The sequence below is a fragment of the Candidatus Schekmanbacteria bacterium genome (assembly GCA_003695725.1).
Classification (GTDB): domain Bacteria; phylum Schekmanbacteria; class GWA2-38-11; order GWA2-38-11; family J061; genus J061.
Genome location: RFHX01000173.1, coordinates 1 through 13,650, shown reverse-complemented (window position 1 = coordinate 13,650; position 13,650 = coordinate 1). Strand labels below are relative to the sequence as shown.

Genomic DNA, 13,650 nt, shown 5'->3' with positions numbered 1-13,650 from the left:
TTACTATCCTTATTACTATGTAGTGCCCAAGTCGAAGAAAGGAAAGGGTAAAGGCAAGAGGTAAATTTATTTCCCAATGAATATTTTTCTCCTCTTTCAATAAAGGAAATTGAAAAAATAAGTTTTTCTCTTTTTGATTACCTCCCCAAAGTTATTTTTGAATTAGAAAAATAACTGAAAAAAATTGGTCAATTTTACTTGACAAATAATTAAAATTCGGACAGTAGAGTGTCTATGTTCGAAAAAAGTGTCTTGTTAATTTAAGTTTAGAGGAAATTAAGGAGGTAAAATATGCCCGAGAAAATTCCAGCCAAGGTGGATTATATCAAACCTCTCGAAGACAAGCCTTACAGCGAAGTGGTAGCCGAAAAAAAGCAGTACCACGATGATATTAAGAAGAAGTTAGCAGGCATTGTCGGAGAATCGAATGTCAAAGATGACGATGAAACGAGAGAGAGATATTCCAAAGATGTTAGCTTATCAAAACCAAGAAAGCCATCCTTCGTTGTTTATCCAGAAAACACTGAGCAGGTATGCAACATAGTTAAATTGGCAAATGAAGAGAAGATTCCAGTAGTACCAGTAAGTTCAGGCACTCATAATTATGGCTGTGCTATTCCGGAAATGGGAGGGATAGTTATAGACCTGTCTGGATGGAAAAAAATCTTTAAAATTGATTACCGCAACAGAGCTACAAGAATCCAGCCGGGGGTCAATTACGATGAACTTCAGGAAGCTTTGGCAAAAGAAGGGCTTCGTGCTATGATGCCACTTCTTCCAAGGAAAGACCAGTCAGTTGTGACTGCACACCTTGAAGCACATCCTATGGCAGTTCAGGAATTCTGCTACAGCGAACCTCTTTACACGGCTGAAATTGTAATGCCTAAGGCAGAGATATTCAGGACTGGTTCAGCGGCTCCAGCACCACCGGATGTCATCAATACAGATATGGTTGGTCCATGGGGTCCCGGATTTGATTGGAACAGACTTTATACGAGAGCTCAAGGGACACTTGGCATTATTACATGGGCTAACATAATGGCTGAGCCCCTCCCTGTGAAAGAAAAAATTTATTTTACACCATTTGATTGTATTGATGAAGCTGCAAATTTCACTTACAAAGTCCTCAGAAAATGGATTGGCTATGAATGTTTTATTCTTGATAAAGCAAATCTTGCATCGATCCTTGCTGAAAATCATGATGAATACTACTCATTGAGAAAGAAATTACCTGAATACATACAAGTATTCTGCATTGGTGGATTAAAGAGACTGCCGGACGAAAGGATTGCTTATCAGGAGGCAGATTTTCTCGATACTGCTCAGGAAACTGGTGCAAAACCGCAAATTTCCATTCCAGAAGCTCCAAAAGCGGCTGCATTCTTTGCAAAAAATTTGCGCCGTTGTTGGGATAAAGAGATTTATTGGAAAGATTTCCTCAAAGGCGCATGCGCCGATATATTCTTTATTACAACTATGGAGAGCGCAGGTAAGTTTAAAAAGATTATGATGGAAGAAGCAGTAAAGCTCGATTATCCGACAGCAGACATAGGCATTTATTTACAGCCCATTGAAAACGGACGCGCCGCTCATCTTGAATTCAATATCCCTTATGATCCAAACGATGGAGATGAGTGCTGTCTTGTTTCTAAACTTCACGAGGAAGCAAGCAGAAGGATGTATGCAGAAGGAGCTGTCTTCACTCGCGCATATGGGAAGTGGGCTGAGATAGTCAATGGCACAAATGCCGTTCAATATAAGACTTCAAAGTTGATCAAGGATTATTTAGACCCTAATGGGATAATGAATCCTGGAAAATTAGGACTATAAAATAGAAGGGAAATGGAGGAAGCATAAATGAGTAATAATAAAGAAGGCCTTGAGAAATATAGATGGGACCTTGTCAACTGTGAAAGATGTTCAATGTGCAAATGGGTCCATCCATGGAGTGTTAAGAATAAGAAGACTGCAAAAATCTGTCCTTCTAACCAGATGTACAAGTTCGATGCCTATTCAGCGCAGGGAAGGTTTGACCTTGCAAGAGCATTGTTAGAGGGCGAAATAGAGATTACAGACAAAGTGCTTGAGGTAATTTACACCTGCACACTTTGCGGGGGTTGTGATGTAACCTGCAAATTCACTCGCGATATGGAGCCTTTGGAGATATTCCATGAATTGAGAAAGTATGTGGTTAAAGAAGGCAAAGGTCCTTTACCGGGACATATGCCTGCTGTGGAAAGCATTCAGAAGAATGACAATCCTTGGCAGCAGCCAAAAACAAGAAGAGGAAATTGGGCAAGGAAGCTGAAAGTAAAGGACATAACAAAAGAAAAAGCTGAAGTCCTCTATTTTGCAGGCTGTACCTATTCATATAATGCCGACCTTCAGAAGGTTGCGCAGGCAACATTACGGGTTTTACAGAAAGCTGGTGTTGATGTAGGCATTCTTGGAAACAAGGAAAGATGCTGTGCCAGCCCTGCACTCAAAGTTGGAGTGGAAGACACTTTTAAAGAAATTGCAAGCGATAATATAAAAACGTTTAACGAACTTGGAGTAAAAACAGTTATCACTTCATGCTCTGGCTGTTATGGTATCTTTCAGGGGCATTATCCGGAGCTTGGTGAAAGAAATTATGAAGTTTATCAGGCGATGCAGTATCTTGACAAACTCCTTAAAGAGGGCAAGCTTGAATTCAAGAACAGAATAGATATGAAAGTTACATGGCATGATCCATGTCATCTTGGAAGAGGTGGTGAACCTCAGGATCTATGGGAAGGCACAAGAATTAAATGGGGACTTTCCGATCCTCCAAGAAGAAGAAACTATGGCTCAAAGGGAGTTTATGACGAGCCAAGGAATGTGCTGAAAGCTATCCCGGGAATTGAACTTGTTGAAATGGATAGAATTAGAGAATTCTCGTGGTGCTGTGGTGCAGGCGGTGGTGTCAGATCTGCTTATCCTGAATTTGCAATGTTCTCTGCAAGAGAAAGGATTGAAGAAGCCAAAGCAACAGGCGCTGAAGCGATAGTTTCATCTTGTCCATGGTGTGAATCGAACCTGTCAGACGCTATTAAAGCTGATGGAAATAAAATTAAAATGTTAAGTCTTGTTGAATTAGTGGAACAAGCTTTATAAAGCAGGGAGGAAGAATAATATGAGTTTACCAAAAGGGGCATATGAGGCACTGGAAAATGTCCTCGGAAAAGAAAATATAAGCGATGATCCTGCTGTGACAACGGCATACAGCTATATGTGGCTTCTTTACAGCACACATGCCCAATCAGGAAGGTATCGTCCTGCGGCGGTTGTTCTGCCGGAGAGCACAGAGGAAGTGCAGGCAATAATAAGAATTGCTAACAAATACCAATTTACCTATATTCCTGTTGGCACAAATCTTCTGCCGCCAACAATACCTGTCCGTCCCGATACAATCATTATCGATCCGAAGAGGATGGACAAAATCATAGAGCTTGATGAAAAGAATATGTATGCAGTTGTTGAGCCCTATGTTACCTATGCTCAACTTCAAGCGGAATCTCATAAGGTTGGGCTCTCCATTACAACACCTGAAGCAGGATCACAGGTTTCTGTTATGGCAAACAACCTTTTCCAGGGTATGGGAGGTATGGGACATAAATACGGTTTTAACCGTGGAATCCTTGCCTGTGATTGGGTTCTTCCGAATGGAGAATTATTGAAGATTGGTTCAGCCGGAAATCCCAATGCAGAGTGGTTTTGGGGCGACTGTGCTGGACTCAACCTCAAAGGGCTTATAAGGGCTGATACTGGCCATTGCGGTGGATTGGGAATGGTTACAAAAATGGCTGTAAAGCTATTTCCTTATCCCGGACCGAGAGAGTTTCCCGTCAAGGGCGCAAACCCGGATTTTGAAGTCGATTTTCCTAAAGACCGCTTTAAAATTAATCTTATCAAGTTTAAGACAAAGTATAAACTTGCTGATGCAATGTATGATATCGGACATTCTGAGATTGCAGGAGCAGTCCACGAAGAAGGCGCCAATTGGGTCTTAGCGGCAGACAGCGCATCAGTTGAGGAATTTTGGGAGAGATGGCCAGATTTTCAACATAAATGGAAAAACATCCTTGCTGTGACATTGATTGGTTTTTCTTCTCCAAGACAACTTCAGTATGAGCAGAAGGTTCTTGACCAGATTGTAAAGGACCATGAAGGTGAATATATTGAAGAAGGGTCAGAGCTTTGGAATATTGGCCATCATGCCATAGGCGAGGCAATTCGTTGCGGACTTTCAAATAGGCTTTACAGGCCTGCAGGTGATTTCTTCGTTATGGGCGGTTTTGGATTTGATTCCATTGACCATACAATAAGAACGAGCGAATTTATGTGGCCCATTATTGAAGACGCATACAAGAAAGGTCATTTTGTTGAAGATTTGAGTCATTCTGACTGGGTAAATTCCTATCAGATGTGCCATTTTTCAGAAGTTGAACCGATCATTTACTTTGAACATGACTTGGAAGCAGGAAAAACTTTTATCAATGGCTATGTGCAGACGATCATAGAAGCGGTAAAAAGAAAGATGATGCCTACTTGGCCTCTTGGACCTATGACTTATATAACTGGTCCGGCGATGTGCAACTATCATGAGATGGTAAAGGATATCAAGAAACTCCTTGATCCAAGGATGACTTCAAATCCAGGATATCCTGTTCCACCTGAGCCGCCACCGCCACCGGCAGAATAGGCAGACAGAAAAAAAGAAGATGAAAAAAGAAGAAAGAGAGGGTATCCATTCCCTCTCTTTTTTTTTAATTTGCGAATATTATATTGATTGAGAGAAAGATGAAACTAATAAAGATTGAAAAAGTTGAGATAAACAGAGATGAAAGGGGTTTTTCTGTAAGACCTATCGATGAGGAAAAGCTCAAGGAAGGCAAAGCCCTCAATCTTCACATTGTAAGCATGAATCCCGGAGCTATTCGAGGGAATCATTATCATAAGAAACAGGAAGAAAAAATCTGGATTATAGGTGGACCCTGTCTTGTTGCGGCAAAAAATAAAGATACAGATGAAACCGAAGAAACAAAAATCCCTCCTGATAACGATACAATATTGACAATATCTCCGAATATAACACATGCAATAAAAAATATCTCTGATAAAGTCGCATATCTTCTCTGCTACAGCGATTATTCCTCTTCGGATAATGAGAATGATGTTTTCAGGGATGAATTAATTTAGAAAGGCCATAATTATGGGAAAAAAATCTTTTATTTTATCTCTCGTCTGTTTTTTCATTGCTGCTCTATCATTTACTATACATGCCGGCACAAGAACAAATACAGGCGGATATCTCGATATGGGGACTTCAGCAAATGCGAAAGGATTTACATCGGTTTCGGATAAAACAGACCTCAATCTTGGCGCATCAGGCAGTGACTCCATAACCATTGAATGCTGGATAAGGTTTGATTCAAATTTTACGGGTGCCGGTGATATCGTTTACAGAGGAAATAATTATTTCTTGAGTTTTGGGACTATAACCGACAACTCCACTGCTTTTTATCCTGTATTTTCTATTTGGCGCGGTGGTACTAATGCATATTTCGTTTTCGATTCATACTGGAAAATTTTTAATATTGGCACATGGTATCACATTGCAATTGAATTTTATCCTACTACCGGCACGGAAGGAGTTGCCAAATATTACATCGATGGAAATTTATATGCCACAATAACCGAGCCTTCGGCAGGCACAGGCAACATAGACACTTCCACAAACCAGCTTTACATAGGAAATAACGATTCAGGGATAGCTAAATTTCCAGGATATATAGATGAGCTTAGAATTTCCAATACGGCAAGATATTCCTCAAACTTCACGCCTATTGACCGACTGTCAGACACGGATTCGAACACAATGGTGCTTTATCATTTCAATGACTTTCAGGACAGCTCGCTTACTGATTCTGTGAGCGACAGTTTTTCCCTTGCAAACGGAGCTTCCATCGTGAATACACGGTCAACAATCGGAGGAGTCCTTCTTTTAAACGATACTGTAGGAAAGGATGATTATGCTTCAGCGCCGAACTCTGCTGACCATGTAATCACGCAAAGTCTCACTGCAGAATGCTGGATTTACAAAACGGCATCAACGGGCTATTCAGGTAAAACCCAGAGATTGATTTATAAAGACCAGGCATACTCCCTCTATCTGTATTGGTATTCCGATACGGGTGCGAACGTTCAGGCCATGATACAGCCACCAACAGGCGGGCCCACTGTTATTGGTTATGGTTTGAGTTTTGATACGGCTAAATGGTATCACATTGCAATGAGTTATGATGCCACTGCGCAAACACTTAGAGTATTTGTCAACGGGACACAAGTGGCAAGCGCATCTGGTACGACATCGACGATTAAATCCTCATCAGGGGCGCTTTTTGTAGGTGCGCAAGATTCAAGCGGCACCAATGGATTCGAAGGCTATATCGATGAGGTAAGAATTTCAAATTCTGCGAAATATACAAGCGTGGGATTTGAACCTGAAGAAACCCATTCTGATTCAGAGGCGAACACAATGGTACTCTATCATTTCGATTTCCCGTCATACGATACCGACTCAAGCACCGTTGACTCCATCACAGATACGATTACGGCGAATAACGGTGCAAATTTCAAACGCTTTGACAGAAGCGCAGGCGGAGTGCTCAACGCAGATGGGATAGATGATTATGCAAACTGTGCGAGCAGTTCCGACACTGAAATATCATCAGACTTGACAATTGAATGCTGGTTCAGAAAATCCGCCACTTCGGGATATTCAGGAACAGACCGTGTAATCTTATGGAAGGATCAGGCATATGGCCTATGGCTCTCTTGGAGTACAGAGAGCAGGGCTCAGGTAAAGTTAAGGCTCTATTACGGTTCGGGCGCTAGCGATTACAATGACTTTTTAACTTCAGCAACTGCGTCATTTGTGGACAATACCTGGTATCACATTGCCGCTGTTTTTGATGATACGGCAGATACGGTTAAAATATTTATAGATGGTGTGGATAGGATTCTTGGCGCATCTTCCAAAACCACAGTACTCAATTCCTCTGGCAATGAACTTGATGTAGGTTGTTTAAAAATAGGAACTACAAAAGCATATTATTTTAAAGGATACATAGATGAGTTAAGAATTTCAAATAGCGCAAAATATTCAGCCAACTTCATCCCCGCCGATACTCAATCAGACAGCGAAGCGAATACTATGGCGCTTTATCACTTCAACAACCCTAACTCTTTAAATGACACAAGCACTGCCGGTCCAACATCCGACAACCTTACAGGATACAATTTCAACCCTACGCCTACGCTTGCGAGAATATCTTATTTTAAGGCAGTACAAAAGAAGAAAAAAGTGATTTTAAAATGGAAAACTGATTCAGAAGATAACAACGCCGGGTTTTATATTTTGAAGAGAAAAGGGAAAAAAGGCGTCTTCAGGCGCATTGAGGAGAGTTTCAAGCCCGCAAAGGGGAATGATGCCATAGGAGGCGCAAAATACCGCTTTGTAGATATAGATGTAAAAAGAGGAAGCGTATATTATTACAAGATAGAAGATATAGATTTGTCAGGTCTTGCCACGATACATAAAGGCTTGAAAGTTAAAGTGAAACCTAATTTCAGACACAAGAAACATAAGTAAAGAAAGGGGTCAAGTCTGCTTTTGACTTTTCTTGGCGTATTCGAAGAGAGATTCAGCAAATTCATCTCTTTCCCAAAGATTTAGATAATGTCCATGGCTTTTACTTAGCTATCCTTCAAGGAAATATATCAAGAAGTGGTGGAGAGAGGTCGTGGGATTTCCTGAATGAAAAATTTCTTGCCCCATCAGGCAGTTGCCTTACTCTTTTAAAAATTTGATATTTCATTATAGTAATTGGATTTATCATTTTACTTTTTCAAACTTACAATTCCCTAAAATTCCTTGACATTAGGTTATTCCTAAAATAGATTTTAAACTTCAATTTTTTAAAGATTCATATCTTTTATTTTTCCCCTGAATTTTAATTAAGGAGGCAATGGATGTATCAGTTAACAGAAGAACAAAAAATGATCAAAGACTTGGCTCGAAAAATAGCTGAAGAGAAGATAAAACCAATCAGAGCAAAGCTTGATGAAACAGAAGAATTTCCTTATGAAGTGATGAAAGCAATTAAAGATGCTGATTTAAGCGGTCTTTATATAGAAGAGGAATATGGCGGCGCTGGAATGGGGACATTCGAGATGGCGCTTGTGATGGAGGAGTTTTCAAGAGTATGCGCAGGTATTGCAATTTCATATGGAGCAAATGCACTTGGTTCATATCCTCTTATCTTATTTGGAAGTGAAGAGCAGAAAAAGAAATATCTTACAAGGATAGCCTCGGGCGATGCTCTTGCCGCTTTTGCTCTTACGGAGGCAGAAGCAGGAAGTGATGCAGGAAATGTCAAGACACGCGCCGATAAAAAGGGTGACCGATATGTCCTCAATGGAACCAAACAATGGATAACTAATGGAGGAGAAGCGGAGATATATACTGTTATTGCCTCTACGAATCGTTCAAAAGGCGCACGCGGTTTATCTGCTTTTGTCGTTGAAAAAGGAACTCCTGGTTTTTCATTTGGCAAAAAAGCAGAAAAGATGGGAATAAGAGCATCTGCAACCAGAGAACTTATTTTTGAAGATTGTGAAATTCCTGCTGAAAATCTCATATATAAAGAAAATGCTGGTTTTCTTATAACGATGAAAACATTGGATAAGGCGAGGCCTGGCGTGGCAGCGCAAGCACTTGGAATTGCGCAAGGGGCATTCGAAGAAGCTCTTGAATATTCCAAGGTAAGAGAGCAGTTTGGCAAGACAATATCAGCAAATCAAACAATTCAGATTATGCTAGCAGATATGGCAACTCAAATTGAATCGGCACGAGCGCTTCTTTATACTGTGGCGAGATATATTGATTCAGGCGCAAGAGATATTGGTAAGGAAGCGGCTATGTGTAAACTTCTTGCATCGGATGTTGCTATGAAAGTTACTGTTGATGCAGTACAGATTCTTGGTGGTTATGGATATATGAGAGATTATCCAGTAGAGAAGATGATGAGAGATGCAAAGATTACTCAAATCTATGAAGGAACAAATCAGATTCAGCGGCTTGTCATCGCAAACAAACTTTTGAAGGGATAAAATCTTACTTTTTAGAAAACTTATCCGGTAATTCTGCACTTTTTGTGCTAGTGCGATATCTTTCTAAACGGATAAATCAACTATTTGGAAGAGTATACTTTTTGTTGAAGGTATACTTTTCGTTATTTACCGGTTCAAGCATTTTAATGTATCTAATAGCAGATATAGTAGCAGACAATTAGTTTAAGCAGGAAGCATGCAAAAATTATAAGGTAAAGGAAAATAAGAAAAACCGATTGAGACAAAATGTAGCTCTAAAATCTCATTAGTTTCACTATGATGTTGAACCTTCTTTAGAAGATGAGATTTCAGTGGATTTTTTCCACATTTCCTGAGCTTTTTCTAAGTCTCCCATTTTTTTGTAGATATTTCCAAGCTCTGTATAATATTTTGGGTTATTTGGCTCGAGACGAAGAGCTTCCTTCATTTCCTTTTCAGCTTCTTTATATTTCCCTAAATCTATTAGAGCGCTTGCATAATTTTTTCTTATGAATGCAATATTTGGCGAAGCTTTTACAGCTTTTTTCAAATATTCTAACCCTTTCTTTTTGTCATTGAGTTTTTCCATATAAATGTAAGCAAGATTGTTGTATGAATATGAATGATCAGGGCGAAGTTTTAAGGCAGTTTCATATTCAAGAATCGCTTTTTCATAATCTCCCTGAAGTGTGTAAAACCTTCCGAGATTATAATGAGCGAGAAAGTGTCTCGGATTGAGTTGAACTGTTTTTTTATAAAATTCAATGGCTTTTGAGGGTTTGCCGATTCGATTATAGAGGTTGCCAATTAGAAAATAATATCTACCGTTTTTTGGATCAAATTTAGCTGCCTTTTCATACAGAGGGATGGCTTCCTTTATGCGGTCCAAAGTCTTATACATTTCTGCCAATGTTGATAAAAAACGTGGATTTTCAGGGTCTTCTTTTATGATTTCTTTTAGCCCCTTTTCAGCTGCATCGTATTGCTTGCTGTCAATTAGGTTATTGATTCTTTGGAACTTTCTATAATTTTTAATTTGTTCCAATGGGTCAGGACGGGAAAATTCCGTTGGAAGTTCATCATATTCTTCCTCTTTACCGCTTGTCCCTCCAGCTTGAAAATATCCGAGAGCTTTCAGTTTTTCAATTGTTTCTTCGTCGAGAGGTTTTATATTGCTCTCTTTTTTAAATGTTCTCTTATTGGCAACTATTCTCTTTAAAATCGTAAAAAGCTGTTTTGCCTTGGAAGATTCTTTTTCAATCAAGTTGATGCGTTCAGACGGGTCATCTTTAAGGTTATAGAGCTCCTTGTTCTTTCCAAAGATGTATTTCCATCCGTCAAAGCGTATACCTTTCAAAGCATTCCAATAGAAGGATTTGGGAATTTCCGCTTCACAATAGGAAGGGTTTTCATCAACTTCTTTCCCTTCAAAAAAACCGGCAACGCTTACACCATCGGTTTCCCCTTTGTAGTCTATTCCCATCAATTCAAGCACAGTTGGAAAGATATCAACAAGACGCACCTGTGTGTCGATTTTTTTCCCTCTGATGGATGATGTAGGATCTCTTATAATGAGAGGGACATGAATAGTCCCATCATAGATAAATATACCATGTGTTTGTTCACCGTGTTCGCCTAAACTTTCTCCATGGTCAGCAGTAATTACGAATAGAGTGTCATCATAAAGATCCAGCTTTTTTAATTCCTTTATTATCATTCCAATGCACATATCTGTATATGCAACTTCGCCAAGATAAAGATTGTCAATATAAGCGGTCTTGTAAGGTTCAGGAGGGTTATAATCTGCATGAGGATCATAGAAATGCACCCACATAAAGAAGGGCTTTTTCTTTGCATTCTCTTCAAGCCAATCTATTGCAACAGTAGCTGTTTCAATTCCTTTACGTTGGACAGGAAGTCGTCCCTTTTGTTCAGGGTTAAGAAATTTGTCATCAAAAAAATCAAATCCTTGGTTGATGCCGTATTGGGAATCAAGAATGAAAGTACTTACTATTCCTGCTGTGTTGAATCCTTTTTCTTTGAAAACCTCAGCAAGAGTAGTGTTTTCTTCTGGCAGGATATAAATGCTGTTGTCCCTTGCTCCATGGTTGATAGGAAAAAGCCCTGTCATAATTGATGAATGGCTGGGCAGGGTAATGGGTGCAGCGCTTGCCGCATTGCTGAAAAGGATTCCCTCTTGCGCAATTCGATTTATATTTGGAGTGTGCACATTTTTATTTCCATAACATTCGAGCGCATCTGCCCTTGTTGTATCCATTGTTATAATGATTAAATTCTTTGCTTTCCCAAAGGAGGCAAATTTATTGCATGAGATAATGAAAAATAGAAAAAAAATTGCAGTCAACTGAATAAGAAATAATATTATTTTTTCTTTTCCTCTTATTATTCTATTCATTTTCAAAGTAGTTTATGAAAGTGATGTAATCATGTTTGTCAGGATCAGATGGCCTCAATTCAATGTATCTTTTACAAAATTCAAGGGCTTTCTGATAATTTCCCAGACGCAAATAGATTCCGGCAATTATTTTTATTGATTCAACCTCTTTAGGATTATTCATTAGAATTTCATTGAAAATGTTGAGGGCTCTTTTAAACTCTCCTTTCCGCTTATATATTTTTCCCTGTATTTTTTTTGCAGGAAGAAAATCCGGTTCTATTGAAAGTGCATTTTCAACAGCTTTTAGAGCATCATCCATTTTATTTTCCATAAAATAAAGGGAGGCTATGTTGTTCATCACCTGATAATAATCAGGTTTAAGTTTTAGGGCTTTTTTAAATTCATCAAGAGCTAAATCGAATTTTTGTTCTCCAATATATGCATTTCCTAAATTTTTATGGGCTTCAGCAAAGGAAGGGTTTAGTTTGATAGCTTTTTTGTAGTTTTTAATTGCATTCTCCATATCCCCCTTAAAACCATAAGCGGAACCCAATGCGTTATAATGAAGATATGAATTGGGCTTAAGTTTTATAATTTCGTTAAAGATGTTTATTGCAGAGTCAAAATTTTTTTCTCTTAAATATTGAAGTGCTAACTGCTCTTTCAAAGAAATGTTGGTTGGTTCTTTTTTAATTGCTTCAAGCAGGATTGCAATATATTCACTTCTATCATTCTGTAAAGATGTTAGGGACCTATTGTTGATGGCTGGTGTATTTATCTCTTTTTTTTCAACTAAAGAATAAGATTGATGAGCATATAATATGATAATGAATAATGAAAGAAATGTTTTAAAAGAAAAGTTCATTTATCAATTTTTCAAAGAAATTAATTTCTAAAGTCAATTTTTGTCGAAAAGACAAAATAGATTTTATTTATAACATTTTATTTTTCAAATATAAATAGCCTATTCTTTATTTAGGAGAATTCAACCAAAAAAAATGGCGTCCGTCTAAGGGAAAGACGAACACCATTTTTTTTAGGAGGTGCCTAAAGGGTTATTTTAATTTTCTTCTGATAAAATAAACTCCAATGAGACCTGAACCTAAAAGAATAAGTGAGGTTGGTTCAGGAATTGGAGCCGTATTGATAGTGAGTAATGGACCTTCACTTCCACCGCCGTCATAATTCTGAAAATCAACTTCTCCAAGTGCATCATAGAAATGGTCCATTGGAAATGATGGATCTGGCACATCATAATCAATAATAAAACCACTGTAAGTGTTTGAGCCGATATTTGCTAAATCTGCCACAAGTTCTGAAGTAACATCGAAGTAATAAAATCCTGAAGGGGGATTACCATATGGTGTAACATTTAAAATATCAGCGATTTTTGCACCTTTAGCGAAGGTTGAGATTGTTCCATCTTCTGTTGCTTCTGTCATATCATACAATGAAACGGTTACAGGAATATTGGAGCTTATATTCAATTTGTGAAAATCAAGTCTAAGCTGAGCTGTAAAAGGACCTGAAAGTGATGACAGTGAAGATATATCAAACTCGACAATTCCCTTCAATACTCGTTGGATTGAAACATATGTCGAAGAATACCCAGTGGAAGTAGAAAAGGAAGTAATATATCTTGCTGCCCTGATGAAAGGTCCTGAATTTACATAACTACTTACTGATGTGTGAATGATATGATTGGGAGACCCGGTTATACTGCTGACGAATGGCTGTGACGATGTAGTTGAAAATGAACTTCCTGATGAGGTATAATAAAAGGTCTGATGAAATTCCGTTCCTGCGCTTCCTTCTGCTACTGGCGCAAGATCAATAGCTGCCCCAGCTGGATTAACCAAAGCAAATACAACTGCAAACATTGAAACCAAACTTATTACCAAAAATTTTTTCATTGAAGATCCTCCAATAAATCTTGTTTTTAACTATGATAATATGCATAATTTATGCCAACTTTTTAAGGAACTTGAAAAAAATCAATAACTTATTGAAATATAAAGTGATATTTTGTTGAATTTGTTTCTTTTGACATCCCATTCTCTAATCCTATAATATTAATT

At 38.5% G+C, this 13,650-nt stretch carries 9 protein-coding genes; 6 read left to right on the top strand and 3 right to left on the bottom strand.

Annotated features, from left to right (window positions below; all coding sequences use genetic code 11):
• The first annotated feature begins 291 nt into the window (after nt 1-291).
• From D6734_07020 to D6734_06995, 6 genes are all read left to right on the top strand, one after another.
• Nucleotides 292-1,830: an FAD-binding oxidoreductase gene (locus D6734_07020; protein ID RMF94777.1), complete on the top strand. Its 1,539-nt coding sequence runs from the start codon at nt 292-294 to the stop codon at nt 1,828-1,830.
• Between the two features lie 27 nt (nt 1,831-1,857).
• Complete coding sequence (locus D6734_07015) at nt 1,858-3,135, top strand: (Fe-S)-binding protein (protein RMF94776.1); 1,278 nt, start codon at nt 1,858-1,860, stop codon at nt 3,133-3,135.
• A gap of 19 nt (nt 3,136-3,154) precedes the next feature.
• The gene (locus D6734_07010; GenBank protein ID RMF94775.1) at nt 3,155-4,723 is read left to right on the top strand and encodes an FAD-binding oxidoreductase; all 1,569 of its coding nucleotides are present in this window, start codon (nt 3,155-3,157) and stop codon (nt 4,721-4,723) included.
• A gap of 98 nt (nt 4,724-4,821) precedes the next feature.
• On the top strand, nt 4,822-5,220 hold the full coding sequence (locus D6734_07005; GenBank protein RMF94774.1) for a hypothetical protein: 399 nt from the start codon (nt 4,822-4,824) through the stop codon (nt 5,218-5,220).
• Nucleotides 5,221-5,233: 13 nt separating this feature from the next.
• On the top strand, nt 5,234-7,675 hold the full coding sequence (locus D6734_07000) for a LamG domain-containing protein (GenBank protein ID RMF94773.1): 2,442 nt from the start codon (nt 5,234-5,236) through the stop codon (nt 7,673-7,675).
• Nucleotides 7,676-8,055: 380 nt separating this feature from the next.
• Nucleotides 8,056-9,195 carry an acyl-CoA dehydrogenase gene (locus tag D6734_06995; GenBank protein RMF94772.1) on the top strand — a complete coding sequence of 380 codons (1,140 nt, stop codon included), beginning with the start codon at nt 8,056-8,058 and terminating at the stop codon, nt 9,193-9,195.
• Between the two features lie 274 nt (nt 9,196-9,469).
• Here the strand turns inward: D6734_06995 and D6734_06990 are convergent, their stop codons facing one another.
• The 3 genes from D6734_06990 to D6734_06980 all read right to left on the bottom strand — a co-directional run bounded on the left by D6734_06990 (nt 9,470) and on the right by D6734_06980 (nt 13,485).
• Nucleotides 9,470-11,590 carry a tetratricopeptide repeat protein gene (locus tag D6734_06990; GenBank protein ID RMF94771.1) on the bottom strand — a complete coding sequence of 707 codons (2,121 nt, stop codon included), beginning with the start codon at nt 11,588-11,590 and terminating at the stop codon, nt 9,470-9,472.
• Nucleotides 11,583-12,437 carry a tetratricopeptide repeat protein gene (locus D6734_06985; GenBank protein ID RMF94770.1) on the bottom strand — a complete coding sequence of 285 codons (855 nt, stop codon included), beginning with the start codon at nt 12,435-12,437 and terminating at the stop codon, nt 11,583-11,585. Before D6734_06985 ends, D6734_06990 begins: the two co-directional genes overlap by 8 nt.
• Nucleotides 12,438-12,627: 190 nt before the next feature.
• The gene (locus tag D6734_06980) at nt 12,628-13,485 is read right to left on the bottom strand and encodes a PEP-CTERM sorting domain-containing protein (GenBank protein RMF94769.1); all 858 of its coding nucleotides are present in this window, start codon (nt 13,483-13,485) and stop codon (nt 12,628-12,630) included.
• Nucleotides 13,486-13,650: the final 165 nt, after the last annotated feature.